This window comes from Reyranella soli (assembly GCF_007992495.1).
Lineage (GTDB): Bacteria > Pseudomonadota > Alphaproteobacteria > Reyranellales > Reyranellaceae > Reyranella > Reyranella soli.
Window position 1 is genome coordinate 15133 of the sequence record NZ_BKAJ01000108.1, and the last position, 26127, is coordinate 41259.

At 65.4% G+C, this 26127-nt stretch carries 23 protein-coding genes; 17 read left to right on the plus strand and 6 right to left on the minus strand.

Going from position 1 to position 26127, the window contains the following annotated elements; genetic code table 11:
• The first annotated feature begins 150 nt into the window (after positions 1–150).
• The 4 genes from RSO01_RS29285 to RSO01_RS29300 all read left to right on the plus strand — a co-directional run bounded on the left by RSO01_RS29285 (position 151) and on the right by RSO01_RS29300 (position 4723).
• Positions 151–1125, plus strand: a complete 975-nt coding sequence (locus tag RSO01_RS29285) for a Bug family tripartite tricarboxylate transporter substrate binding protein (RefSeq protein ID WP_147154107.1) — start codon at positions 151–153, stop codon at positions 1123–1125.
• A gap of 86 nt (positions 1126–1211) precedes the next feature.
• Positions 1212–2042: a hypothetical protein gene (locus tag RSO01_RS29290; RefSeq protein ID WP_147154108.1), complete on the plus strand. Its 831-nt coding sequence runs from the start codon at positions 1212–1214 to the stop codon at positions 2040–2042.
• A 502-nt stretch (positions 2043–2544) separates the two neighbouring features.
• Complete coding sequence (locus tag RSO01_RS29295; protein ID WP_147154109.1) at positions 2545–3897, plus strand: hypothetical protein; 1353 nt, start codon at positions 2545–2547, stop codon at positions 3895–3897.
• Positions 3898–3901: 4 nt separating this feature from the next.
• Complete coding sequence (locus tag RSO01_RS29300; RefSeq protein WP_147154110.1) at positions 3902–4723, plus strand: hypothetical protein; 822 nt, start codon at positions 3902–3904, stop codon at positions 4721–4723.
• On the opposite strand, the gene RSO01_RS29305 is transcribed toward RSO01_RS29300, so the two are convergent.
• The gene (locus tag RSO01_RS29305; protein WP_174825965.1) at positions 4720–5040 is read right to left on the minus strand and encodes an MmcQ/YjbR family DNA-binding protein; all 321 of its coding nucleotides are present in this window, start codon (positions 5038–5040) and stop codon (positions 4720–4722) included. The two genes, RSO01_RS29300 and RSO01_RS29305, sit on opposite strands and share 4 nt — an antisense overlap.
• Before the next feature lie 47 nt (positions 5041–5087).
• Here RSO01_RS29305 and RSO01_RS29310 point away from each other — a divergent pair, with 47 nt between their 5' ends.
• From RSO01_RS29310 to RSO01_RS29335, 6 genes are all read left to right on the plus strand, one after another.
• Positions 5088–7046 carry an alkyl/aryl-sulfatase gene (locus RSO01_RS29310; protein ID WP_147154112.1) on the plus strand — a complete coding sequence of 653 codons (1959 nt, stop codon included), beginning with the start codon at positions 5088–5090 and terminating at the stop codon, positions 7044–7046.
• A gap of 163 nt (positions 7047–7209) precedes the next feature.
• Positions 7210–8520, plus strand: a complete 1311-nt coding sequence (locus tag RSO01_RS29315) for an ABC transporter substrate-binding protein (RefSeq protein ID WP_147154113.1) — start codon at positions 7210–7212, stop codon at positions 8518–8520.
• Between the two features lie 21 nt (positions 8521–8541).
• A complete protein-coding gene (locus tag RSO01_RS29320) occupies positions 8542–9297 on the plus strand; it encodes an ABC transporter ATP-binding protein (RefSeq protein WP_147154114.1) in 756 nt (251 codons plus the stop codon).
• 2 nt (positions 9298–9299) lie between these two features.
• Complete coding sequence (locus RSO01_RS29325) at positions 9300–10004, plus strand: ABC transporter ATP-binding protein (protein WP_147154115.1); 705 nt, start codon at positions 9300–9302, stop codon at positions 10002–10004.
• A gap of 80 nt (positions 10005–10084) precedes the next feature.
• Entirely contained in the window at positions 10085–10966 is an 882-nt protein-coding gene (locus tag RSO01_RS29330) for a branched-chain amino acid ABC transporter permease (RefSeq protein WP_147154133.1), read from the plus strand.
• A complete protein-coding gene (locus RSO01_RS29335; RefSeq protein WP_147154116.1) occupies positions 10963–11949 on the plus strand; it encodes a branched-chain amino acid ABC transporter permease in 987 nt (328 codons plus the stop codon). Before RSO01_RS29330 ends, RSO01_RS29335 begins: the two co-directional genes overlap by 4 nt.
• 20 nt (positions 11950–11969) lie before the next feature.
• On the opposite strand, the gene RSO01_RS29340 is transcribed toward RSO01_RS29335, so the two are convergent.
• Genes RSO01_RS29340 through RSO01_RS29350 form a run of 3 tightly spaced genes read right to left on the minus strand, consistent with a single transcriptional unit; the run spans position 11970 to position 14658 of the window.
• On the minus strand, positions 11970–12989 hold the full coding sequence (locus RSO01_RS29340; protein WP_147154117.1) for an adenylate/guanylate cyclase domain-containing protein: 1020 nt from the start codon (positions 12987–12989) through the stop codon (positions 11970–11972).
• A complete protein-coding gene (locus RSO01_RS29345) occupies positions 12986–13972 on the minus strand; it encodes a threonine ammonia-lyase (protein WP_147154118.1) in 987 nt (328 codons plus the stop codon). The genes RSO01_RS29340 and RSO01_RS29345 overlap by 4 nt, the downstream gene beginning before the upstream one ends.
• Positions 13972–14658: a haloacid dehalogenase type II gene (locus RSO01_RS29350; protein ID WP_147154119.1), complete on the minus strand. Its 687-nt coding sequence runs from the start codon at positions 14656–14658 to the stop codon at positions 13972–13974. The genes RSO01_RS29345 and RSO01_RS29350 overlap by 1 nt, the downstream gene beginning before the upstream one ends.
• A gap of 39 nt (positions 14659–14697) precedes the next feature.
• Here RSO01_RS29350 and RSO01_RS29355 point away from each other — a divergent pair, with 39 nt between their 5' ends.
• Together RSO01_RS29355 and RSO01_RS29360 are read left to right on the plus strand one after the other, a co-directional pair.
• Complete coding sequence (locus RSO01_RS29355) at positions 14698–15018, plus strand: monooxygenase (RefSeq protein ID WP_147154120.1); 321 nt, start codon at positions 14698–14700, stop codon at positions 15016–15018.
• A 15-nt stretch (positions 15019–15033) separates the two neighbouring features.
• The gene (locus tag RSO01_RS29360) at positions 15034–15999 is read left to right on the plus strand and encodes an aldo/keto reductase (RefSeq protein WP_147154121.1); all 966 of its coding nucleotides are present in this window, start codon (positions 15034–15036) and stop codon (positions 15997–15999) included.
• Between the two features lie 84 nt (positions 16000–16083).
• Here RSO01_RS29360 and RSO01_RS29365 read toward each other — a convergent pair whose 3' ends face one another.
• Both RSO01_RS29365 and RSO01_RS29370 read right to left on the minus strand, forming a co-directional pair.
• Positions 16084–17913: a hypothetical protein gene (locus RSO01_RS29365; RefSeq protein WP_147154122.1), complete on the minus strand. Its 1830-nt coding sequence runs from the start codon at positions 17911–17913 to the stop codon at positions 16084–16086.
• A gap of 252 nt (positions 17914–18165) precedes the next feature.
• Positions 18166–20337, minus strand: coding sequence for a lytic transglycosylase domain-containing protein (locus tag RSO01_RS29370; protein WP_147154123.1), 2172 nt, complete (start codon positions 20335–20337; stop codon positions 18166–18168).
• 113 nt (positions 20338–20450) lie between these two features.
• Here RSO01_RS29370 and dapA point away from each other — a divergent pair, with 113 nt between their 5' ends.
• The 5 genes from dapA to RSO01_RS29395 all read left to right on the plus strand — a co-directional run bounded on the left by dapA (position 20451) and on the right by RSO01_RS29395 (position 26125).
• A complete protein-coding gene (gene dapA, locus RSO01_RS29375) occupies positions 20451–21329 on the plus strand; it encodes a 4-hydroxy-tetrahydrodipicolinate synthase (protein WP_147154124.1) in 879 nt (292 codons plus the stop codon).
• A gap of 97 nt (positions 21330–21426) precedes the next feature.
• Positions 21427–21900 carry an SsrA-binding protein SmpB gene (smpB, locus tag RSO01_RS29380; RefSeq protein ID WP_147154125.1) on the plus strand — a complete coding sequence of 158 codons (474 nt, stop codon included), beginning with the start codon at positions 21427–21429 and terminating at the stop codon, positions 21898–21900.
• Positions 21901–21967: 67 nt separating this feature from the next.
• On the plus strand, positions 21968–23104 hold the full coding sequence (locus tag RSO01_RS29385; protein ID WP_147154126.1) for an acyl-CoA dehydrogenase family protein: 1137 nt from the start codon (positions 21968–21970) through the stop codon (positions 23102–23104).
• Between the two features lie 122 nt (positions 23105–23226).
• Positions 23227–24315 (plus strand): TRAP transporter substrate-binding protein, encoded by a 1089-nt coding sequence (locus RSO01_RS29390; RefSeq protein WP_147154127.1) that lies wholly within the window; start codon positions 23227–23229, stop codon positions 24313–24315.
• Positions 24316–24517: 202 nt separating this feature from the next.
• On the plus strand, positions 24518–26125 hold the full coding sequence (locus RSO01_RS29395; protein ID WP_147154128.1) for a carboxyl transferase domain-containing protein: 1608 nt from the start codon (positions 24518–24520) through the stop codon (positions 26123–26125).
• The last annotated feature ends 2 nt before the right edge of the window (positions 26126–26127 follow it).

Below are 26127 nucleotides of genomic sequence, written 5' to 3' on the forward strand. Positions count from 1 at the left end.
CGCAGCATGCGTCATCGCACTCGCGCTCTTCGGGCGGTGCGTCGGCGGCGTCGGATGTGCAGCCGGAGGTTCGTCATGGCGCCGACAAGTGCGCTATGTTGAGAATTGGGTCAAGCCAATAGTCCGCAGAACAAGGATGGGGTGGGAACGATGCTCAAGCGACGCAGCATGCTGGCGGGCACCGCCGGCTGGACAATCGTTGGTGCCTCGGCGGTGCGCGCGCAGGCGTGGCCGAGCGGCCAGGTCAAGATCGTGGTGCCCTACATTCCCGGCGGCGCCACCGACACGGCAGGCCGCCTGGTCGCCGAGAAGATGACGGCGCTGCTCGGCCAGCAGGTGATCGTCGAGAATCGCGGCGGCGGCAATACCATCATCGGCATGGAGCTGGTGGCCAAATCCAAGCCCGACGGCCAGACCCTGCTGCTGGGCACGACGACGCTCGCGACTAACGCCGCGCTCGGGCTGAAGCAGCCCTACGAGCCGCTGAAGGACTTCCAGCCGATCTCGACCATCGCCGACATCCCCGACCTGATCGCCTACAACAACGACGTGCCGGCCAACTCCTGGCCCGAGTTCGCCGCGTGGGTGAACAAGCAGCCGGAGAAGGTGCGCTTCGCCACGTCGGGCATCGGCAACCAGCCGCATCTCTGGATGGAGCTCTTCAAGACGCGCAACAAGCTCAACCTCGAGGTCGTGGCCTACAAGGGCTCGGCCGAGGCGATCCGCGACGTGCTGGCGGGCCATGTGCCCATGCTCTGCGACGTCGTGCTGCCGACCGGCAATCATGTGAAGGCCGGACGCATGAAGGGCCTGGTCGTGGCCTCGGCCGAGCGCTCGCCGATGTGCCCCGACGTGCCGACGGTGATCGAGCTCGGCATGCCCGACATGGTGAGCGCGGTGTTCTACGGCCTGGTCGCGCCCGCCGGCGTGCCGCGCCCGGTCGTCGATCGCCTGAACGCGCTCTGCCAGGAGATCATCAAGGATCCCGAGGTGAAGAAGAAGTTCGGCGACCTCGGCTTCTTCATGACCGGCAGCACGCCCGAGGCCTATCTCGAGAAGCTGAAGTTCGAGACCGCGCGCTGGACCAAGGTGGTCAAGGAGAACGATATCAAGGTCGAGGGCTGATACGGCCACCGCCCGACCGGGAGGCTGTAACGACCTTTGCGCCTGAGTCGTCTCTCCTTCGCGGACCGTGCCGCGGAGGTAAGACGATGCCGATGCTCCCTTTCGATCCAATAGAGCTGCGCGATTTTTGGCTGGAGGTCCGTCTCAAATATGCGCTCGACGACGAGCCGCGTGGGCCTGGTCCCAACAGGCCGTCGAACGTTGTGCATATTTCCCGCACCAACCACTCGGTCGGTCGGGTCTGCGACTTCGTTGATGGTTATCTTGTCGGGCTCTCGAGAGAACTCAAGCCGGCAGTCGAGAAGCACTTGGCGTGGATGGAAAGCGAGCCGGAGCCAGATCGCGTCATCTACATGGAGAACGGACTTACCTACGAAGGCTGGCTGGACTCGTTATATGACTGGCGTCAGGCACTTGGTTTGTGCAAGTGGCTCGGTCGAGGCGATCGCGCTTTTGCCGACCTCACGTCCGCCGCTGTCGCAGATTGGCAAGTCATCGAACTGGCGAGCCCCGCCTTGGCATTTCAAGCGCGTGCCAGTCGCCGCAATTTCATGGACATCCATCTTGCAGGGGCGCTCGCAGCCGATGCGCCGTTGATCGGCCTGAAAATCTACGAGGCTGCTGGAATGAAGGCTCCAATGGAGCCTCCGCCTTCGCCCGTCCGGTTCGGGCATTGGGCCTGTCGGCACCTCGTCGAGCGCGGGACTCGTGATGAAACCTTCGTTTCACGTGGCCGGGACATGCTGACTGCGAACCTGCTCCCCAGGTTCTACGAGGGAGGACGCATGTACCAAGTGGGACTGTGGCTGAAGGCTATCTATTTCGATAGCGGTGTGGTGCAAACGCCGGAGCAGGCTTTCGCCAAGGCGTACGATTCGATGCCCGGTGTGCCACGGCCGGATTTCATGCCCGCATAGGCGCGCTTCCGCACGCTCGTTTCGAGTCTTCCGACCTCTTTTCACTGACAAGCTGTAACAGCTTCCACGGTGAAGCCGTCTCATTCACGGAGAGCCTGCCGCCTGCCTCAATGACAAAACTTCAGTGCTTGACAAAATATAACTATAGTGGTATTTAGTCATGGCGCGTGACAGTGTTGGTCCTCAGGGGGCGTTCATGTCCAATTTCGGGTTCGATCCTATCTGGCGTTGGTTAGGTTCGGGACCGCTGCCGGAGGATGTGCCTGGTTTTAGGGTGCCCTCGGCCGACGTTGCGCCAGCCAGTGTACCTGGCTTGCACAATTGGCAACCACCCGCGACAGGCGCGGCTCCGTTTGCACCGGACGACACTCTGGCCGGTAAGGACGCCGGGCCGCCCCCGTGGTGGGAGCGTCCGACCGAGCCTGGTAACGTCCTTGAGGGCGAATCCCAGTCACCCTGGCATTGGCTTCGCGCGCCGACCGATGAGGTTCCGGGCTTCCGAGTGAAGCCAGATGGTTCGGTGCGGACGGGCGAGCAGGGCGGCAATGTCAGGCTGATGGCTGGGGCGTTCGCTCCTATCGAACCGCAAGCGCAGCCGAATGAGGTCGCAAGCAGCAATGGCATGACGTCGTCGGATGTCGGGCCAGCCCCGTCGCCACGTGCACCGCCGTCACCCTTTCCGGCCGGGTCGATTGCTCTTCCGGCGAGCGCCGGCGCCGGCGGGGCGGTCGATCTCGCGACCCTTATTGCGCGCGCTGCCCCCGCGTTGGCGGATGCAGTTCCCGCGTTGGCGGGTGCGGGGTCTGCTGCCCTTAGCTCATTGCCATTCCTGTTCATTCCAACCAACACGCAGTCAGAGACCACCGATCGCAACGATGGGCTTCGCGCCCGTGTCCGCCCTGGGCAGAGGACAGTGGAGATCGAGCGACGTGTTGAGAAGGGCTTATTCAGCACCAGCTTCGGGGAGAAGTGGGAGACCTTGCCCGTCGAAGCCTGGCAGCACGTGGGTAGAGACGGCAGTGTCAACACCGTCATCAATCACGAGCAGCTCAACCAAGCGCTGGGACGGAGTACGCCGGCGGAATCCAAGGACGGTGGCACGAGCGCGATGGCGCAATCGCCGAAGGACGGCGAGCCGCAGCAACTGCCGCCATCTGGTACCGGATCCGGCGCAGAGGAAGTCAACAAGCCCGGCATTGCCACTCCGCCGGCGACGGGATCCCTGGCGCCGACCCGGATCGACGCCAAGGTCCTCGAAGAGGCGAAGCAACGTGATCCCGAGGAGGAGCGCTTGCTGGCATGCCGCGCTGTCAGGGCAATGCCAGGACAACCGGCACCGCCGGGACACTATGACGGGCCTGGTGGCGTTGAGACTGCCGTTGGCATTCGTGTGGGGCCGGGCTTTCCGGCACCCAAAGGTGGTTACGATTACAGTCCCGACTATTTGCGCCACTTTAACGGCTACAAAGGGGAACTCGAACTCAAGAATAGAATCGAGAAAGCCGTTCCCTACGAACAGTTCGTCCACTACGGAAATCCGGCCGGAGATCAGGGGCCGGATGTCTTGACGATTGGACCCGACGGACGGTTCATGGAATGGGATTCCCGTTCGCGTATGGCGACGCGCCGACTCGGGCCGGGCATGGCCAGTTCTGCATCCCTCAATTCCAAGGCCGCACAGGACTATGTGTGGAACGCCATCATTGCCCGCAAAGTTGCGCCAGATGCCGGCGTCAAAGCGTTGCAGGAATTGGACGACGGCAACTACAACATTTGCACCGTCGGCACAGGCAATGCCTATGACGGCTACTTTGAATCTGTCCGTCGACATACTCCAACAGGGCCGCGGAGGTGAAGCCATGCTCCCATTCGACCCGATAGCCTTGCGCGACTTTTGGCTGCAAGTGCGTCTTCAATACACAATCGACAATGAACCCCGCGTGCTTGATCAAGAAGCACCAGGGCTCACGCACATCTCTCACAACGGGTACGCTGGCGGGCAAACCAGCAGCCTGGTTAGCGGCTATCTTCTCGGCCTTTCGAAAGAGCTCAGGGCGACGACGGACAAGCACATTGCATGGATGGAGAGCATGCCCGAGCCTGATCGCGCCATCTATATAGAACGAGGACTCACGAACGAAGGCTGGAGAGACTCACTATATGATTGGCGGCAGTCGCTCGGAGTGTCCCAGTGGCTGGCTCGGGGCGATCGGGCGTTTGCCGCCCTTACGGCCGCCGCAGCAGCAGATTGGCAGCTTCTGGAACTGGCGAGCCCAGCATTGGCGGCTCGGGCGCGCGCCACTCGGCGCAATTACATGAGCATCCATCTTGCGACGGCGCTCGCAGGCGACGCGCCGCTGATTGGACTCAAGATCTACGAAGCTGCTGGAGCGACGTTGCCAATGGGTCTCGCGACCTCACCTGTGCGATTCGGCCATTGGGCCTGTCGTCACCTCGTCGACGGCGGAAGTCGCGACGCTGCTTTCGTTGCGCGCGGCAAGGCGATGCTAACCGCGAACTTGCTTCCTACGTTCTATCACGGAGGAAAAATGTTCGAAGCTGCGCTGTGGCTCAAGGCCATCTATTTTGACAGCGGCGTGGTGCAAACGCCGGAGCAGACCTTTGCCAGGGCGTATGACTGCATGCCCGGGATATCGCGTCCTGATTTCATCCCCGCTTAGCGCTGCGTTGTCTCGATTGCACGTAACAACAGCTTCTTCAGATCCACCGCACTCAGCCGGTCGACCCGCGCCAGCACCATCGGGTAGCTGACATAGTGGTCAGTGATGAAGAACGTGTCGGAACCCGCCTGCAGCAGGTGATCACGCGTCTCGTTGCCGACTTTCAACACGACCGATCGGCCGTCCTGGTGCAGGCGGGCCAAAAGCTTGCCCTTATAGCGCCAGGCCGGCGTGCCGTAGGACGTGCCTTCCTCGACGCCGGGCAGTGCAGAAACCGTGCGGCGGATCGTGGCGAGGGAGAGCTTGCGCGTGGCCATGGCGGACCCGCAAAGTGCGCCGTCACGCCTATGGGGGGAAGACAGAAATGGCGACCGCTTCGGCCGTTCCAGTCCCGGCATCGCATCTCGACGTCGCCCGCGACGCCGAGCCCGCTACCCGGGCCGCCAATGCGGCGATGGCGGCCAAGCTGCCCTTTGCCGAGCAGGGTGACTTCGAAGCCGCCAAACGCGGCCTGATCGCGCCCGTACCGGATGGCATGGTGAAGTCGAAGAGCGGCACGGTCCTGTGGAACCTGGGCGAATACGCCTTCATCGACGGCGAGCTGGCGCCGGCCACGGTCAATCCCAGCCTGTGGCGCATGGCGCGCCTCAACATGGCCAACGGCCTGTTCAAGGTCACCGATCGGCTCTACCAGCTGCGCGGCTTCGACATCTCAAACATGACGGTGATCGAAGGCGACACCGGCCTGATCCTGATCGATCCGCTGACCACCGCCGAGGTTTCCCGCGCGGCGCTGGCGCACTACTTCAGCCACCGCCCGAAGAAGCCGGTGGTCGCGGTGATCTACACCCACAGCCACGTCGATCACTACGGCGGCGTGCGCGGCGTGATCGACGAGGCCGACGTGAAAGCGGGCAAGGTCGCCGTCATCGCACCTGACGGGTTCATGGAGGCGGTGTCGGGCGAAAATGTGCTGGCTGGCCTGCCGATGGGGCGGCGCGCGCAGTTCCAGTTCGGCACCATGCTGCCGCGCGGCGCCCGCGGCCAGGTCGATGCCGGGCTGGGCAAGGGTATCGCCCGCGGCTCGACGGGCCTGATCGCGCCGACCATGAGCATCGTGCAGCCGGTCGAGGAGCACACGATCGACGGCATCACGATCGTCTTCCAGCTCGCGCCCGAGACCGAGGCGCCGGCCGAGATGCACATGTTCTATCCGCAGCTCGGCGTGCTCAACATGGCGGAGAACGCCTGCCCGCTGCTGCACAACTTCATTCCGCTGCGCGGCGCCGTGGCGCGCGATCCGCGCATCTGGGCCAAGTACATCGGCGATGCCATCGCCATGTACGCGCCGGCGACCGAGGTCATGATCGGCCAGCACCATTGGCCGGTGTGGGGGCGCGAGGCCGTGCTCGACCATCTCGAATCGCAGCGCGACCTTTACAAGCACATCCACGACCAGACCTTGCGCCTGATGAACAAGGGCTGGCGGCCGGCCGAGATCGCCGAGGCGATCGACCTGCCGCCGGGCCTGGCCGAGCGCTGGACGGTGCGCGGCTACTACGGCTCGGTCAGCCACAACGTGAAGGCGGTCTACCAGCGCTATCTCTCCTGGTACGACGCCAATCCCTGCAACCTCCATCCGCTGCCGCCGGCGCGCGCGGCCGCCAAGTTCGTGGAGTACATGGGCGGCGCCGCGGCCGTCATCGCGCGGGCCAAGGCCGACTTCGCCAAGGGCGAGTACCGCTGGGTGGCGCAGGTCATGAAGGAGGTCGTTTACGCCGATCCGAAGAACATAGAGGCGCGCGCGCTCTGCGCCGATGCGCTGGAGCAGATGGGCTACCAGGCCGAATCGGCCACCTGGCGCAACGCCTTCCTCTACGGCGCGCAGGAGCTGCGCCACGGCGTCTTCCAGCTGCCGGTGCGCATCGCCATCGGCGCCGACACCCTGGCCGGGCTGTCGAGCGACATCTTCTTCGACCTGATGGCGATCCGGCTCGACCCGGCGAAGGCCGCGGGCCAGTCGATGGTGATCAACTGGCACTTCACCGATCGCGACGAGAAGCTTGTGCTCACGCTTAGGCACTCGACGCTGACGTATCGCCTGGGCGAATGGTCGGACAAGGCGACGGCCTCAGTCGTCACCACGCGCGACACGCTCGATGCCATGGTGTTGGGCAAGCTCACGCCGCCGCAGGCCATGCAGGCGGGCAAGCTCAAGATCGAGGGCGATCCCTCGCGTCTCGCCGTGCTGTTCACCGTCGTCGAGATGGAGCCCAACCCGCTGATGTTCGACATCCTGACGCCGGGCGAGGGGCGGCCTTAGAACGAGCACGCTGTCATCCCGAGCGTAGCGAGGGACCTTTCCTGTTGCCTGAAAGGCCCCTCGCTACGCTCGGGGTGACAGCGGTCGCTTGACATAAGCCTGCCCGCCCCGTGTGATGCGTTGAGGGAGAAACGCATAACAAGCGGCATAAGGGAGGACTTTGATGTCCATGGGTAAGGTCGCCCGCTTCATGGGCGGAATGGTGGCTGCCGTCGCAGCCTTGGGGGTCGCGGCTTCCGCATACGCCCAGGAGAAGAAGCTCAAGATCGGCGTCGTCTACGACCTGACCGGCCCCTTGGCCGGCGGCGGCTCGGAGCTGCAATACATCGGCGCCAAGATCGTGCTCGACCAGTTCACCAAGACCGGCGTCGAAGGCTACAAAATCGAGGCGATCTATGCCGACGCGCAGAGCAAGCCGGACGTCGCCATCAACGAGGCCGTCCGCCTGGTCGAGCAGGAAAAGGTCGACATGCTGCTGGGCTTCTACTCCTCGGCGCAGTGCGTGCCGGTGGCGGCCCGCGTCGAGCAGCTGAAGAAGTTCATGTGGATCACGACCTGCATCTCCTCGGCGGTGCTCGAGAACCGGAACCTCAAGTACGTGTTCCGCGCCCAGCCGAGCGGCCAGCAGTTCGGCCTGATGACCATGGACTTCATCAACCAGAACGCCAAGGAGAAGCTCGGCAAGGAGCCGAAGGACCTGCGCGTCGCCATCATCCACGAGGACGGCGCCTACGGCGTCGACGTCTCCAAGGGCAACGAGGCCGGCGCCAAGAAGGCGGGCTTCAACGTCGTGCTGAAGGAAGGCTATTCGGCGACCGCGCCCGATCTGTCGGCGCTGGTCACCAAGCTGAAGCGCGCCCGGCCGGACGTGGTCTTCCACACCGGCTACAACCCCGACATCACGCTGCTGCTGCGCCAGGCGCGCGAGCAGGGCCTGAAGTTCCAGGCGCTGGTCGGCCACGGCGCGGGCTACGGCGTCTACGAGAAGCTGAAGGAGGGCCTGGGCAAGGACGTCAATTACTTCTTCAACACCGACCCGATCTCGATCTGGCTGACCAACGAGAAGACGCTCGATCCCAAGCTGCCGCCCGAGATCAAGTTCGTCGGCGAGGAGTTCGACAAGGTGAAGCCGGGTGTGGCCATCCGCTCGGCCCATGTCGGCATGGCGGCGTCGAACACCTTCCTGTTCCTGACCGACGTGCTGCCGCGCGCCATCAAGAAGTATGGCGGCATCGATTCGGAGGCGCTGCGCAAGGCGGCACTCGACACCGACATCCCCGAGGGCGGCACCATGCTGGGCTTCGGCGTGAAGTTCGAGGGCGAGGGCCAGCCGATGGCCGGCCAGAACGATCGCGGCTTCCCGGTGATCATCCAGTACGTCGACGACAAGTCGTACGTCGTATGGCCCAAGAGCCAGGCCATGCGCGAAGCCGTGCTGCCGTTGCCGGCCGGCACGACCTACAGCAACAAATAAGGCCGTCCGGAAGCAACGGCCGTGCTTGTTGTCGAGGGTTTGGTCAAGCGTTTCGGCGGTTTCACGGCCGTCAGCAACGTGTCCTTCAAGGTCGATCAGGGCGAGATTCTCGGCCTGATCGGCCCGAACGGCTCTGGCAAGAGCACGATCTTCAACATGCTCTCGGGGACCTTCCCGCCGTCGGCGGGATCGATCAAGTTCGAGGGAAGTGAGATCGCGGGGCTCGCCCCGCATCGCATCATCAATCGCGGCATCGGCCGCACCTTCCAGATCCCGCGGCCGTTCCGCAGGCTCACCATCTTCGAGAACGTCGAGCTCGCGGGCTTCTACGGCCAGGGCAGCCACAGCCGCGCCAAGGCCGACGAGGCGGCCGAGAAGGCGCTGGCCATGGTCGGCCTGCCGACCGATCGCCGCGCGCCGGTCGATGGGCTGGGTGCTGCCGGGCTGAAGAAGCTCGAGCTCGCCAAGGCGCTCGCCACCAGTCCCAAGCTGCTGCTGGCCGACGAGAGCCTGGGCGGGCTGGACGAGGCGGAAATGGACCAGGCGGCCGACATGCTGCGCAAGATCCGCGACGAGCTCGGCATCACCATCATCTGGGTCGAGCACATCATGGGCGTGCTGATGCGCGTGGTCGATCGTGTCATGGTGCTCGACCATGGCGAGAAGATCAGCGAGGGGCTGCCCAGCGCCGTGTCGAGCGATCCCAAGGTGATCGAGGTCTATCTCGGCACCGACGCCGACGCGACCCAGGCGGCCGCGGCCGAGAAGCGGCGCTGACCATGCTCGAACTGAAATCCCTCGACGCCGGCTACGGCAGCTTCCAGGCGCTGTTCGGCATCAACCTCGACGTCAAGGCGGGCGAGGCGGTGGGCGTGATCGGCCCCAACGGCGCCGGCAAGACCACGCTGATGCGCGTGATCTCGGGACTGATCCGGCCGACCCGTGGCACCATCGCCATGGAAGCCGCCGACGTGGTGGCGACGCCGGCGCATCTCATCGTCGGGCTGGGCATCGCTCACGTGCCGGAGAACCGCCGGTTGTTCCCGCGGCTCACCGTCGAGGACAACCTCAAGATGGGCGCCTTCATGCCCAAGGCGCGCGCCAAGTTCGCCGAGCGCCTGGAGTTCGTGTTCGACCTCTTTCCGCGCATGAAGGAGCGGCGCAACCAGATGGCCGGCACCATGTCGGGCGGCGAGCAGCAGATGTGCGCCATCGGCCGCGCGCTGATGAGCGATCCCAAGCTGCTGCTGCTCGACGAGCCGTCGGCCGGCCTGGCGCCGGTCGTGGTCCAGCAGGTCTTCGAGCTGGTGAAGCGCATCCGGTCGGGCGGGCTCACCGTGCTGATCGTCGAGCAGAACGTGCAGCAGGTGCTGAAGGTCGTCGACCGCGCCTATCTCCTGGAGGCGGGGACCATCCGCGCTTCCGGCACGGCGGCGGAGATGCTGGCGAGCGACACGGTCAAGCAGGCGTATCTTGGTGTTTAAGTCAGTGGACCGCGGGCCTCTAGGCCCGCTCATGATCATGATGCGGGCCTGGAGGCCCGCGGTCCGATGAGGAGATCATGATGGAGTCATTCCTCGAAATCTTCGACATCTACCTCCTCGAGGCGGTGGTGAACGGCATCCTGCTGGGCGGCCTGCTCGCCCTGCTGGCGCTGGGCCTGAACCTGATCTTCGGCGTCATTGACGTCACCTGGATCTGCTACGCCGAGCTGGTGATGATCGGCATGTACGGCATGTACTTCCTTGTCCAGTACTATGGCGTGTCGTATTTCCTCGCCGCGCCCGTCGCCATCGTGCTGGTGGCGATCCTGGGAGCGGCGCTGCACTACCTGGTGATCGCACCATTGCTTTCGGGACCGCCGATCAACCAGCTTCTCGCCACCGGCGGCGTGCTGTTCGTGCTGCAGAGCTTCGCCACCGTCGCCTTCGGCATCGACTTCCGCAATCTCGGCATCCGGCTGCCGGTGCTGGCCTTTGCCGACATGCATTTCAGCTACTCGCGGCTGCTCGCCTTCGGCGCGGCGCTGATCGGCATGGTGGTGGTCTACCTCTTCATGACGCGCACCTATACCGGCACCGCCATCCGCGCGATTGCCCAGGATCGCCAGATCATGGCGCTGATGGGGGTCGACACGAAGAAGATCTACCTCATCACCTCGGCGGTGGGCGGCGCGCTGGCCGGCCTGGCGGCGTGCCTACTGGTGTTGCAGTACGACGTCCATCCCTTCGTCGGCCTGTCGTTCGGGCCGATCACCTTCCTGATCTGCGTGCTGGGCGGGCTGGGCAACTTCGTCGGCGGCTTCGTGGCGGCCTTCGTGTTCGCCGAGATCATCTCGCTCGGGGGCCTCTTCTCCGACCTCGAATGGGGCTATGTGCTGGCCTTCGGCTTCTTCATCATCATGATGTTCATCCGGCCCGGCGGGCTGCTGGCGAGGCGCTCATGAACCAGCGTTACGCCTGGCCGATCGCCGTCGCCGCACTGATCGCGCTGCCCTTCGTCTATCGCGATCCCTACCATCTGCACATTCTCATCCTCATCCTGATCTGGTCGTTCGCCTACACCTCGTGGTCGCTGATGGGGCGCTTCGGCCTGGTGTCGCTGGGGCACGGCGGCTTCATGGGCGTCGGCGCCTACGTGACGGCGCTGTTGTGGAACCATCTCGGTCTCTCGCCCTGGATCGGCATCCCGATCGCGCTTGTCTCTGCCGGCGCGCTGGCGCTGGTCGTCGCCTATCCGTGCTTCCGTTTCCGCATCACCGGCCACTACTTCGCACTGGTGACGCTCGCCTTGTCGGGCATCGTCCTGCAGGTCATCACCGCGACGCGCGACTACACCGGCGGCTCGCTGGGCTACACGCCCGAGCGCACCAAGGGCAACAACATCGTGGCGCTGCAGTTCGACGACAAGATCGTGTGGTACTTGATCGCGCTCGCGGTCTGGCTCGCAGGCCTGCTGATCTGGCACGTGGTCGATCGCAGCATGTCGCGCTACGCCATGGAGGCGATCTCGGAGGACGAGGACGCGGCGGCCGCGGCCGGCGTCAACGTCACCTTCGAGAAGCTCAGGATCACGGTGATCAGCGCCCTGATGACGGCACTCGCCGGCGCGCTCTACTGCCAGTACCAGATGTTCATCTCGCCCGACACGGTGAGCGGGATCGCGGTGTCGCTGCAGATGGTGTTCGCCGTCGTGGTCGGCGGCATCTACGTGGCGCTCGGACCTACCGTAGGCGCCATCATCACGCTGCTGCTGGCCGAGTTCCTGCGCATCTTCTTCGGCACCAAGGCGGTCGGCTGGGACAACCTGGTCTACGGCGTGCTGCTGGTGCTGTTCATCATCTTCCTGCCCAAGGGAATCCTGGGCAGCATCCTCGAGCGCGTGAAAGTCGGACCGGCGAAGGCACCGGTGGTGAAGAAGCCCGCCTGAGGCCTGCCGTCAGGCAAGAGCTAAGCGCGGCTGAGCGCGGCGATTCCCAGCGCGGCTTCGCGGCCGCGTACGCTGAGCGTCGGCAACGGTTCGGCGACGACGCCAGGCGGCAGCGTCGTCCTCGTCAGGAGATCGCCGGAGACCAGCACGTCGCGACCGACTTTCTTGGTGGCTTCGAGCAGCCGCGCCGCCACGTTCAGCGTGTCGCCGACATAGGCAAGCTCGGCGCGGACGTCGCCGATCTGGCCGGCGACGATCTCGCCGCAATGCATGCCGGCGCGGAATTCCGGCACCACGCCGAACCGCCGGAGATACCGTGTGCTGTTTGCGGCGATGTAGTCGCGCAGCACGAAGGGACAGGCGAGCACGTCGTCCTCAAGGGTGGGTTGGTCGGCAGGCCAGGTCAGAATGGCTTCGTCGCCGACGTATTTGTGGATCTCCGCGCCGCATTCCAGGGCGGCTTCCGCGATGTCACGGAAGAAGTCGTTCAACAGCTCGTGGAAGCGTACCGCGCCCAGCCGCTCGGCGACGCCCGTCGAGTTCTTCATGTCGATCAGCAGGAAGGCCCTGAGCTCGCGGCGGGGCCGGACATAGCGGCCGGTCAACAACCTGACCACCATGCGGAAGCCGAGCAGGCTGCCTATGGTGAAGATGGCGTTGGCCAGTACCGACATGACGATCGAGAAGGTGAAGCCGCCGTCGCCAACGATCTCCTCGAAACTGGCGTGCCCGGTGACCAGGGCGCGGGCAGCCAGCAGGCCGCCAACGATGACGATCATGTAGAAGACGACGCGGATGGCGAAGTAGAGCACGATCGGCAGCCGTTGCAGGCGTCGCACGACCGGGAGGCGGCGGCCCATGACCTCGAGCAGCAGGATCGGCGTGGCGATGAACAGTGAGCTTGCGATTCCCGTCGTCATGCCGCGCAGCGGGCCCTCGGTGCCGATGCTGGCACCGAACAATGCACTGACCACCGCGAATCCGACGCTGAGCCAGAGGAAGATCTTCCAGCGATTCCACGAGCGGTTCGACATGCTCATGCGGCGCGGCGCGCGAGAGCCCGCGCAAATGTGGCGTGGTCGACGTTGCCGCCCGAGCACACCACGGCGACCGCACGATCCTTAACCGGCAGCTTGCCGGTGAGGGCGGCGGCCAGCGCCACGGCGCCGCCCGGCTCGACCACCAGCTTGAACTCGCGGAAGGCCGTCTCCATGGCGTCGAGCACTTCGTCGTCGGTGACGACCAGGCCCGGCCCCAGCAGCTGCTTGGCGATCGGAAAGGTGACATCGCCCGGCGTCGGCGCCAGCAAGGCGTCGCAGATCGAGCCCGAGAGCTTGTCGTTCTTCTGCTTGGTCCCGCTGGCGAGCGAGCGGGCGAGGTCGTCGAAGCCCGCAGGTTCGCCGGCATGGACGCTGGTCGAGGGGCTGAGCCCCTTCACGGCGAGGGCGATGCCGGTCGACAGGCCGCCGCCCGAACAGGGCGCGGCGACAGCATCGAGCATGACGCCGAGCACCTTGGCCTGCTCAACGAGTTCGAGGCCCGCCGTGCCCTGGCCGGTCAGGATCCAGGGATGATCGTAGGGCGGCACGACCGTGGCGCCGGTCTTCTGGGCGATGCCCATGCCGATCTCCTCGCGGCTTTCCTTGACGCGGTCGTGCAGCACGACTTCGGCGCCCGAGGCCTTGGTGTTGGCGATTTTCAGCGCCGGCGCATCCTTCGGCATGACGATGGTGGCCTTCACGCCCATCAGGCGCGCCGCCTCGGCGAGGCCCTGCGCGTGGTTGCCCGACGACCAGCCGACGACGCCCTTCTTGCGGTCGGTCTCGCTCATCGAGGCCAGGAAGTTGTAGGCGCCGCGCAGCTTGAATGAGCCGGTGCGCTGCAGGCACTCGGCCTTGATGAACAGGCGCCCGCCCAGCCGCGCATTGACGCGCGCGTTCTCGAGCAGCGGCGTGCGGATGGCGACGCCGTCGAGGCGGCGGGCGGCGGCTAGAACATCGTCGAAAGTGGCGGACGCGGACATCAGGAAACACCAAGCAGGGAAGGGAGTTGAGAGAGGTCGTTTATCTCGGCCACGGTCTTGCCGGGCAAGCCGTCGTCGGGCGCGCGGGCGCGATTGACCCACACGGTGACGAAGCCGAAATGGGCGGCGCCGTGCGCATCCCAGCAGTTGGAGGACAGGAAGCACACCTTGTCCGGCTTCACGCCGCAGCGCTGCTCGACCAGACGATAGACGCGCGCATCGGGCTTGAAGATCAGGGCGTCGTCGACGCTCAGCACAGCCTCGAAGCGGTCGGCCAGCCCTGACGCCTTGACCATGGGGTCGAGCATCCCGGGATCGCCGTTGGACAGGATGGCGAGCCGCTTGCCGGCGCGCTTCAGCCTATCGAGCATCGCCGGCACTTCGGGGAAAGGATCGAGCGCTAGGTAGGCGCGCATGAGCTTCTCGCGCACGCCGGCATCGCTGATGCCATGGGCGGCCAGGCAATGGTCGAGCGCCTCGCCGGTCACCTGCCAGAACGGGTCGTAGGCACCCATGCTGTTGCGCAGCCAGGTGTACTGGATCTGCTTGGCGCGCCACAGGTCGGCCAGGGCGTCGGCCTTGGGCCCGATCGCGGCGCGATGGCGGGCAACGGCCGAGTTGAAGTCGAACAGCGTGCCGTAGGCGTCGAAAACGCAGAGCGCGGTAGCGGCGAGGGCCGCGGTCATGAATTGCTCCTGTCGGTCGATGACCGTAGGCTACCACGCATGTTCATCGCCATCGTTCAAATTCCCATGGCCAAGCGGCCGCGCGACGCGGCGGTCGAGGCGGCCGCCAAGTCGGCGCCAACCTACACCGCGCTCGGCGCCAAGGGACTGTTGAAGAAGTACTATCTCAACGGCGAGGCCGGCGGCGGCGGAGTCTATCTCTGGGATTCGGAGGCCGCGGCCCGCGCCTGGTACACGCCCGATTGGGAGAAGCGCATGGAGGCCGCGTTCGGCGCCAGGCCGACCGTGACCTATTATGACAACCACGTTGTGGTCGATAACGAGACGGGCAAAGTCCACGTCGACGGCCAGAATACCTAGCAAGAGGGAACGCACATGCAGAAGCGCAGGCTGGGCCGCACGGGCCTGGAGGTATCGGTATTGGGCTACGGCGCGGGCGCCGTCGGCGGGCTGTTCACCAAGGGCGCGGCGGCCGACCAGGAACGCGCCATTGCGCGCGCCATCGAGGCTGGCATCAACTACTTCGACACGGCCGCGCTCTACGGCAACGGCGAATCCGAGAGGAATCTCGGCCGCGTGTTGAAGGCGCTGAAGGCCGACGTCGTCGTCGGCACAAAGGTGCGGTTGTCGACCGAGCATCGCGCCAATGTCGGCAAGGCGATCGAGCAGGGTATGAACGACAGCCTCTCGCGCATGGGCCGCGACCATGTCGATCTCTTCCAGCTGCACAATCCGCTGGTCGCCAAGGATGGCGGCGACAAGCTCGCGATCGACATTGCGCTGAACGAGGTCGCCCCGGCGCTGGAGAAGCTCAGGAAGGCGGGCAAGACGCGCTTCATCGGCTTCAGCGGCGTCGGCGAGACGGCGGCGCTGCACCAGGCCATCGAGTCGAAGCTCTTCGACACCGTGCAGGTCGTCTACAACGCGCTGAACCCCAGCGCCGGCGGTGCCATGCCCAAGGGCACGCCGGGCCAGGACTATGGCCGCATGCTGGAGAAGGCCAAGGCCGCCGACATGGGCACCATCATCATCCGCGCCCTGGCGGGCGGTGCGCTCTCCGGCACCGAGCAGCGCCATCCCTTGGCCATGCAGTCGGTCGATCCCATCGGCTCGGCGCCCAACTTTGCGGGCGACGTGGCGCGCGCCAAGGCGCTGAAGCCGCTGGTGCGCGACAGCGGCTCGTCGAGCCTGACCGAACTCGCCGAGCGCTTCGTGATCGCCCATCCCGCGGTGTCGACCATGCTGGTCGGCTACTCGACGCTCGATCATCTCGAAGCGGCCATTGACGCGGTAAACAAGGGACCGCTTGCCGAGGCGGTGCTGGCGCAGGTCGCCCGATAGATGGAAGAACCAGCGTACATGCGGTGAACAGACGGAAGAAAGGCAGTTGCCGGGCCGACTGTGGTTTTCGAAGCGGCGCCGCTTTCAAAAGTATCCTCGGTTTGGTGTCAAGGCCGCGAGGCGCTTCGCGATGTCGACGTAGCGCTGGTTCGCGGAGATCAGCGAGGCTTGGTCTTTCGCGTTCGCGATCGGCCCTCCGCTTGCTCGCGTTGCCGCCATGAGCTTGCGAAGGATTTCGGGCAGAGTGCAATAGGCACCCCCCGAGTCGATCGCTTGCAATGTTTGAGACGCGAGAGACGCATGATCTCCTTCCCGGCGTGCGGCCGTCGACTGGGTTCCGTTCACGCGCCCCACGGTCCACTTGGCAACGGTCCCCGATGGCGTTAGGGCGGCCTTCAGGTCCGCCACGATCGTCTCGAGGCCCCTTGCCCCGCCGTAGTAGGACGCGAGCATGCGATCCCACCGCTTGCGTCCGCTGCTGAAGTCGCTGAGCGGCGGGGGGATGAGGCCGGCATGTCTCGCCGGCACCGGGAGACCATAGCCGTACTGTTGAGCCATCGGTGCGAGGTGGCCTGCCACAACATTGAAGCTCATGCCGCTTTGGGCAGCAGAGAGGAAGTCCTTGGGCGAGAAGTAGAGAGCCTCCGCCTCGGTGTTGGTCCCAGGGTCGCTGTTGCTGACGTGAAGGGATACGAAAGCATCGTGCTTGAAGAGCAGATTTGAATGAAGGAACCGTACAGCCGTCTGGAGCTGCCGATAGCCCGGCTGGTAGTGTCCGCTGCGATTGTCGATGGCGATGACGCGACCCTCCTCCGCGACCAGCATGCCGGCGGCGGACGTCAGTTCGCTGTCGAACAAGGCGCTGTGGAACCTCACGGAGGGATAGCAGCGCATGACCGTTGGCCCCCGCATCGCGTAGAGCGTTCCCCGGGTGAAATCGTTGGTAATGCCGTGTCTGCTGGAAGGACCGTTCGTCGTGTGGACGACGCGCAACATGGGAAGACTGACCGCGTTGTCGGCCCAGACGTTGCATGTCCATTCCCAACTTCCTGCAAACTCTTTCGCCTTCTGCCCCTCCCGCTGCCTGCCGGGAACCTTCACCTGGTATGTCCACATGCGTCGAGAGTCGCGAGGGCTCGAAAATTTCTCATCGCCCGGGACGTGGGTCCGAATTTCGACATTCAACCAGTCTCCGGCGGCTTGCGTGGGATGCAAACGTGCTTGCTTGGCGTCGACGAGTCCCCATAGGAGGTCTTCTATCAATCTATCTGAGACGTCTATTAGGCCGATCAGGAACTCAACGATGTGTTCGATTGGATCGGCATTCTTCTCGAGTTGCTGCCTGGCCCATGGCAGGTACACCCGCATCGAATCCCACGAACGCACGCTGGCCAACGGGTCCAGCCGCTCGTCGAAGTGATGATCGCGGACGGCAACGTCTCCTTCCCGATCCAGGTCCATGGTCGTCGAGACAACGCCCTTCAGAAATTTCTTGCCGGCGTCCGTCTTGTAGTATGAGAGCCGATCATAGTAGCGATGGGCCAGCTCGATAGATCCCCGAATCCGGCTGAAGGGGACGGAGCTTGCCTTGCCGGGGGCAAGTTTAATCGAGTTGAATTTGTACCTCGAATCCAGTGCGAGCACGATCGTCTGGCATTCCTTCATGCTTTCGGCGAGCCGCCCGACAGTATCGACGCGCTCGGGAATGGAGGCGGCAGTGTCCAGTTCGTCAATGAGCTCTTCCAGGCGATCCAGCATGGCGTCGGCAGGCGTCGCAGACACCCACCCGCCTGGCTTTGGCGGCGGAGCAGGCAATGGCTTCGCGGGCGACGGAGAGGCGGCCAATTGATCGCGGATGGCGATCAGCAACGGGTTCAAGGCCTCTTTCACCTGGACATTGATGGACTTGGCCATGCCGTTCCCTCTCTCAAAATTACATCGCCTGGATGACCGCAGGGGACCGAGATGGCAGCCGATCGATTCTGTGCCCTCGCCTGGCATGTCGGTTGCGAAACTATCGGGCCTCCCAATCTGCCGGCAAGGTCGTTGAACGACCGGCTGCAGAAACATCGGGTCATGCTCTCGCGTGACTTGGTGGAGATTGCCCGGGACTCGACGATCAGCTCGCCGTTCTCATCGTCCTGATAGGTGGTCGCGGTCCTTCCCTTACGACCGCCCCACCGCCGGCGGCACCGTCGTGAACGGCCCGTTCAGCCGGTCGCGATAGACGACGACGCCTTCCATGATGCTCTGCACGTAGTTGCGCGTCTCGCGGAAGGGGATCAGCTCGATCCAGTCGACCATGTCGATCTTGCCGTTGCGCGGATCGCCCATCGTCTCCAGCCAGCGTGCCACGCGGTTGGGGCCGGCATTGTAGGCGGCGAGCGCGAGCTCGTAGGAGCCGCCGAAGCGCCCCAGCATTTCGGCCAGGTACTGGCTGCCGAGCTGCACGTTGTAGGCTGGATCGCGCGTGAGCTTGTCCTGGATGAAGGGCACGTTGAGGCGCCCCGCGACATCGCGCGCCGTGCCGGGCAGGAGCTGCATCAGGCCGAGCGCGCCGGAGGAGGAGACCGCGGCGGCGTTGAACGAGCTTTCCTGGCGCGTCACCGCGAGCGCCAGCGCGCGCTCGACCGCACCGGTCGCGCCGAGCTCGACCACGGGGAAGGCGGCGTCGAACAGCACCACGCCGCTTTGGGCGCCGCGGCGCGCCACGGTGAGCGCCACGTCCGGCCGCTTCAGCTCGACGGCGAGCTGGCCCAGCAGCGCCGTCTCGCCGGGCGCGGTGACCATGCGCGCCAGCCTGAGCAGGAAGGGCCGCGTGCGCTCATAGTCGCCGGCCTGGCCGAGATAGCGCGCCATGGTCACCAGCTCGCGGCCGCCCAGCGACTGGCGGTCGCTGTCGGAGGCGACGGGATCGCTCGGCAGGCGCGCCGCCGTGCGCGGCAGCTTGCGGGCGGCGAGCTGGCCATAGAAGGTCTGGCCGAACGCCGAGGCGCGGCTGTACCAGTCGGTGGCTTCCTTGGCGCGACCGGCGGTCTCGTGGGTGCGGCCCAGCCAGTAGGCGGCGCGGCTCTTGGAGCCGTCGGTCGTCACGCCGTCATGCAGCGTCTGGAAATGCTTTTGCGCTTCTGCCGTCTTCTTGAGATGGCGCAGCGCGATCCAGCCGGCCAGGAACTCCGCCTCGGCGAAGGAGACGCCGCGGGTGAGGCCGTGCGGCACCACGATGGCATAGGCATCGGCTGCCCGGCCGGCGGCCAGAAGATCGCGCGCGACCTGGTTGCGCTCGGTCCACCACGCATCGTTCTGGTTGGCGACCGGCGCGGCGAGCAATGCTCGCGCGTCGTCGAGGCTGCCGGTGCGGCGCATCCATTGCGCGCGCTCGAGCTTGATCGCGGGCGCGTCGAGCTTGGCCGGCGCCACGCCGCGCAGCACGGTCACCGCATCGGCCGCTTTCGTCGCCATCGCCAGACGCGCATTGGCGAGCGGCTGATAGTCGGGCGGCAGCTTGGCCAAAAGCTCGCGGGCGACCTGCGGCTTGCCCTCGAGCATCAGGCGGTCGAAGCGGGCGATGTGGTCCTCGCCGCTCAGCAGATGGCCGTAGCGGTTCAAGAACTCGTTCTCGTCGGCGTTGCGGAAGGTGGCGCCGCGCCAGCTGTCGCTCGCGAACTTTTTCAGGTCATTGGGGCTCGCTACCTGGGCCGCCTCCATGCGGCGCATGTGGCCGGTGCTGGTGAGCGGCGGGAAGGCTGTGAAGTAGCGGAAGACCTCCTGTGGCGAGGTCTCGGGGCCGATGCGGTCCTCGGCCTGGCGGCGCAGCACCTCGGGCTCAGGCCAGTCGGGGCTCTCGCGCAGGAAGCGCCAGGTGGCGGAGAAGCCCGCGTCGGTCCTGGGGGCCACCCGCAGGATGCTCCACTCGACATAGCGGTCGAGCAGGGTGTTGCGGAAGTTGGCGACGGCGGCGCGGGCGTCGGCCCAGCGGCTTTCATCGACGGCTTTGATGGCGGCGGCGAGCGAGGCGGCCTCGGCCGGGCTCAGCGGCTTGGCCGCGCCACCCAGCACCTGGGCGGTCTCGCTGGGCGTCGGCGGTGGGATGATGCCCGTGCCTTCGTTGATCGGCTGCGCAGCGGCAGCGGGCGGGACTGCAGGCTTCGGCGCCGGCGTCGGTGCCGCCGTCGATCCGCCGTTGGGCACGCGGCGGACGCCGGTATCGGGCGTGCCGTTGGCCGGCTGATCGTTGCTCGTCCCGCGCAGAATGGTGACGCCACCCTGTTGGGCATGGACGGATTGCGCCGCAGTCAACGCAGCGAGCACGAGGAGGGGGTAGAGAGGGCTTTTCACGCTAGGAATCGTAGGCAGGCAGATGCGGCATCACAATGGCAAGTTGCTCACCTTGCCGGGACAAGGTGTGAAGCCTAAACTGGTCGATCCAAGAAGAATCGGAGGGGAAAGCCATGTTCACCGGGTCGCTCGTCGCGCTGATCACCCCGTTCAAGAACGGATCGGTCGATGAGAAAGGCTTCGAGAAGTTCGTGGCCTGGCAGATCGAGGAGGGCACCGACGGGCTGGTCCCGTGCGGCACCACCGGCGAATCGCCCACGCTCTCCATGGAAGAGCACAAGCGGGTCATCGACATCTGCATCGCCGCCGCCAAGGGCACCGGCGTGCCGGTGATCGCCGGCACCGGCTCGAACTCGACCGAAGAGGCGATCGAGCTCACCAAGCATGCCAAGAAGGCCGGCGCCGACGCCGCCATGCTGGTCGTGCCCTATTACAACAAGCCGACCCAGGAAGGCCTGTTCCAGCATTTCAAGACAGTGGCCGAGGCCGTCGACATCCCGATCCTGCTCTACAACGTGCCACCGCGCACCGGCGGCGACATGCAGGTCGACACAGTCGTGCGTCTGTCGCAGGTCAAGAACATCATCGGCATCAAGGACGCGAGCTACGACATGGCGCGCCCGACCTTGACCAAGCTCAGGGCCAAGAAGGGCTTCCTGCAGCTCTCGGGCGAGGATGCGAGCGCCATGGGCTTCATGGCGCAGGGCGGCGACGGCTGTATCTCGGTAACGGCCAACATCGCGCCGCGGCTCTGCGGCGACATGCACGACGCCTGGAAAAAGCGCGACCTCGACAAGGTGTTCGAGATCCAGGACCGACTGATGCCGCTGCACAAGGCGCTGTTCGTCGAGACCAGCCCCGCGCCGGTGAAGTACGGCGCCGAGCTTATCGGTCAGTGCAGCGCCAAGCTGCGCCTGCCGCTGGTCGAATGCACCGACGCCACCAAGAAGCAGGTGCGCGACGCCATGGTGCACGCCGGGCTGATCAACTAGCTTCCTGTCGTCCTGAGCGCAGCGAAGGACCTCATCGCCGCTTGCATCGGCATGAGATCCTTCGCTTCGCTCAGGATGACAGATTGAGGACACTACATTGGCAAAGAAACCGGAGCTGGACCGCACGGTAGTGGCCCAGAACCGCAAGGCGCGGCACAACTACTTCATCGAGGAGGTCTTCGAGGCCGGCCTTGCACTGACGGGCACCGAGGTGAAGTCGCTGCGCGGCGGACGCAGCACGATCGCCGAATCCTACGTCACGGAGGAGGGCGGCGAGGCCTGGCTGGTCAACGCCAACATCCCGATCTACGCCTCGGGCAACCGCTTCAATCACGAGCCGCGCCGGCCGCGCAAGCTGCTGCTGCATCGCGCCCAGATCAACAAGCTGGTCGGCGCCATCCAGCGCGAGGGCCGCACCGTCGTGCCGCTGCAGGTCTATTTCAATCCGCGCGGCCGCGCCAAGATCGAGATCGCGCTGGTCACCGGCAAGCAGGCGCACGACAAACGCCAGGCCATCAAGGACCGCGACTGGCAGCGCCAGCGTTCAAGGTTGTTGAGCCACAGACGTTAAGGGAGCGCGGGCCTCTGGCCCGCATCATGAGCGGGCCAGAGGCCCGCGCTCCCATGAGGAACCCGCCATGCTCCTGACCGAAGAACAGACCCTGATCCGCGACACCGCGCGCGCCTTTGCGCAGGAGAAGGTGGCGCCGCATGTCCGCGCCTGGGAAGCGGCGGGAGAGATCCCGCGCGCGCTTCTGCGCGAGATGGGCGAACTCGGCTTCATGGGCATGTGCGTGCCGGCCGAATGGGGTGGCGCCGAAGCCGGCATGGTGTCCTACGTGCTGGCGCTGGAGGAGATCGCGGCCGCCGACGGCGGTCTCTCCACCGTGATGAGCGTCAACAACTCGCCCGACTGCGCGGCGCTGCTCGCCTACGGCTCGCCTGAGCAGAAGGAGCGCTGGCTGAAGCCGCTGGCCCGCGGTGAGGTGCTGGGCGCCTTCTGCCTCACCGAGCCGCAGGCGGGTTCCGATGCCTCCAACCTGAAAACACGCGCGGAGCGGCGCGGCAATGGCTGGGTGTTGAACGGCGTAAAACAGTTCATCACGTCGGGCCGCACGGCAGACATGGCGCTGGTCTTTGCCGTCACCGATCCGACCGCACCCAAGCGCGGCATCTCGTGCTTCATCGTCCCGACAAAGTCACAGGGCTACCGCGTCGCCTCGATCGAGAAGAAATTGGGGCAGAAATCGTCCGACACCTGCCAGATCGCTTTCGAGGACTGCGCCGTCGGCGCCGATGCCATGCTCGGCCAGGAAGGCGAGGGCTACCGCATCGCACTCGCCAATCTCGAAGCCGGACGCATCGGCATTGCAGCGCAGGCCACCGGCATGGCCCGTGCCGCCTTCGAGGCCGCGCGGGCCTACGCCAACGAACGCGAATCCTTCGGTACCAAGATTGTCAATCACCAGGCGGTGCAGTTCCGGCTGGCCGACATGGCGACCAAAGTCACGGTGGCGCGCCAGATGGTGCTGCATGCGGCAACGTTGCGCGACGCCGGCCGTCCATGCCTCACCGAAGCCGCAATGGCCAAGCTATATGCATCGGAGATGGCCGAGGAGGTGTGCTCGGCCGCAATTCAGATCCACGGCGGGTACGGATACGTATCGGACTACCTGGTGGAGAAGATCTGGCGCGATGTTCGCGTTTGCCAGATCTATGAAGGCACCAGCGACGTGCAGCGCATCCTGATCGGCCGGGGATTGTCAGCTTTGTAGGGGCCCCGCGATCCCTTGTTCCCGGGCCTTCCCCGTGCGATTATCAGCCGGTGTGAGGGCAAGAAGGCCGCAAAAAGCGGCTTTGGGGAGCACAGGGGGAGCCGGGCGACGGATGGTCGGTCGTGCGCCGTAAAACTGTAGTCGCAGTTGCAATCGCCGCAGCGCTGCTGTCGGCGACGAGCCTTGTTGTTGCCCAGGACAAGGACAAGTTGGCTGAAAAGCCCAAGGATTTCGGGGCTATCCCGACCCGCGTCATTCACATGCAGACCGCCTTCAATCCGGCCCTTCCGGGTTCGGGCGAGGGCGTGCGGATTTTCACACGTACTGTAAAGCACATGTCGGGCGGGACGCTCGCCATCAAGATCGTCGAGCCCGGCCGCATCGCGCCGACCGCCGACATGCTGGACGCCATCATCAACGGCGACCTGGAAGCGGCCTTCACTTGGTCGGGCTATGCCGCGGCCAAGGCGCCTGTGTTCGGCGTCTTCGCCACCGTGCCGTTCGGGCCGGGGCCCGAGGACATGACCTCGTGGATGCTCGAGGGCGACGGCAGCCGCATCCATCGCGAGGCCTACGAGAAGCTGGGCGTCGTCGGCATCCCCTGCGGCATCCAGGGCGCCAAGGGCGGCGGCTGGTTCCGCACCGAGCTCAACACGGTGGCCGACTTCAAGGGCCAGCGCCTGCGCTTTGGCCGCTTTTCAGGCGAGGTCATGACCAAGCTCGGTGCGACCAACGTGCCGCTGCCGCCGGGCGAGTTCTTCTACAAGCTGCAGCAGGGCACGGTGGATGGCGGCGAGATGTCGACGCCTGCGATCGACGCCGCGCTCGGTTTCGACAAGCTCGGCCTGCCTTACTACATGCCGGGCTGGCAGCAGCCCTCGGCTGTGCTCGACTTTCTGATGCGCAAGGACAAGTGGGAAACGCTCTCGCCCATGCTGCGCATCCAGGTCGAGACCGCCTGCCGCGCCAACATCGCCTGGATGCTGAGCCGCTCGCCGCACCTGCAGGGCCAGGCGATGGAGAAGCTCAAGGCCTCCGGCGTCGTCATCAAGGAATGGTCGCCGGAGCTCCTGAAGGTGTTCCGCACCAAGTCCGAGATTGTCCTAAAGGAAACGGCCGAGCGCGATCCCGACTTTGCCGCCGCACTGGCCAACCAGCGCGCCTTCATTGGCCAGAGCATCGACTGGCGGAAGATGTCGCGGCTGCCCTGACTCACTTCTCCTCCCCCGTCTTCGGGGGAGGATACAGGAGGGGGCGAGCCGCACAGATTACCTCTCCGATTCCATGATCTGAAATAGGTTAGAGCCCGATTGAGGCTTTTCCCCTCCTCAATCCTCCCCCGTATGACGGGGGAGGAGGTCATGAGGTCAGCGCCCTTGCACCCTGCTCACCGTCCGGGCAGTTTGACCCGGCATGACGATCCTTTCCTCCCAGGTCGACACCCGCTCCGACACCTTCAAGCGCAACGCCGAGGCGATGCGCGCCCTGGTCGCCGATCTCAAGGCCCGCACCGACAAAGTGCGCCTGGGCGGCGGCGAGGAGTCCCGTAAGCGCCACGTCGCGCGCGGCAAGCTTTTGCCGCGCGAGCGCGTGCGGGCACTGCTCGATCCCGGCTCGCCCTTCCTCGAGCTGTCGCCCCTGGCGGCGATGGACATGTACGACAACGAGGCGCCGGGCTCGGGCGTCATCACCGGCGTCGGCCGTGTGAGCGGGGTCGAGTGCGTGATCGTCTGCAATGATGCCACGGTGAAAGGCGGCACCTACTATCCGATGACGGTGAAGAAGCATCTCCGCGCCCAGGAAGTGGCGATGGAGAACCGTCTGCCCTGCATCTACCTGGTCGATTCCGGCGGCGCCAACCTGCCGCAATGGCCGGAAGTCTTCCCCGACAAGACCCATTTCGGCCGCATCTTCTACAACCAGGCCAACATGTCGGCGCAGGGCATCCCGCAGATCGCTTCGGTGATGGGCTCGTGCACGGCGGGCGGCGCTTATGTGCCGGCGATGAGCGACGAGACCGTCATCGTGCGCAAGCAGGGCACGATCTTCCTGGCCGGCCCGCCGCTGGTGAAGGCCGCGATCGGCGAGATCGTCAGCGCCGAGGACCTGGGTGGCGCCGATGTCCATGCCCGCACGTCCGGTGTCGCCGACCACTATGCCCACAACGACAGCCACGCGCTCGGCATCGTTCGGCGCATCGTGGCCAACCTCAATTGGAAGAAGAACCCGTCGGCCGCACTGATCGCGCCGCGCGAGCCGAAATACGCTGCCGAGGAACTCTACGGCGTCGTGCCGCCCGACAGCCGCACGCCCTACGACATGCGCGAGGTCATCGCCCGCCTGGTCGACGGCAGCGAGCTCGACGAGTTCAAGCACCTCTACGGCACCACCATCGTCACCGGCTTCGCCCGCATCTGGGGCCATCCGGTGGGCGTGGTCGCCAACAACGGCATCCTGTTCAACGAATCAGCGCTGAAGGCCGCGCACTTCATCGAACTGTGCGGCCAGCGCGGCATCCCGCTGCTCTTCCTGCAGAACATCACGGGCTTCATGGTCGGCCGCAAGTACGAGGCGGGCGGCATCGCCCGTGACGGCGCCAAGATGGTGACGGCGGTGTCGACCGTGGCCGTGCCGAAGTTCACCGTGATCGTCGGCGGCAGCTATGGCGCCGGCAACTACGGCATGTGCGGCCGCGCCTACAGCCCGCGCTTCCTGTGGATGTGGCCGAGCTCGCGCATCTCGGTGATGGGCGGTGAGCAGGCGGCGAGCGTGCTCGCCACCGTGCGGCGCGACAATATCGAGGCGCGTGGCGGCACCTGGCCCAAGGAAGAGGAAGAAGCGTTCAAGCAGCCGATCCGCGAGCAGTACGACCGCGAGGGGCATCCATACTACGCCACGGCGCGGATATGGGACGACGGTATCCTCGATCCGGTCGACACGCGCATGGCGCTGGGGCTCGGCCTGTCGGCGGCGATGAACCAACCGATCGGTCCGACGAAGTTCGGCGTCTTCCGGATGTGACG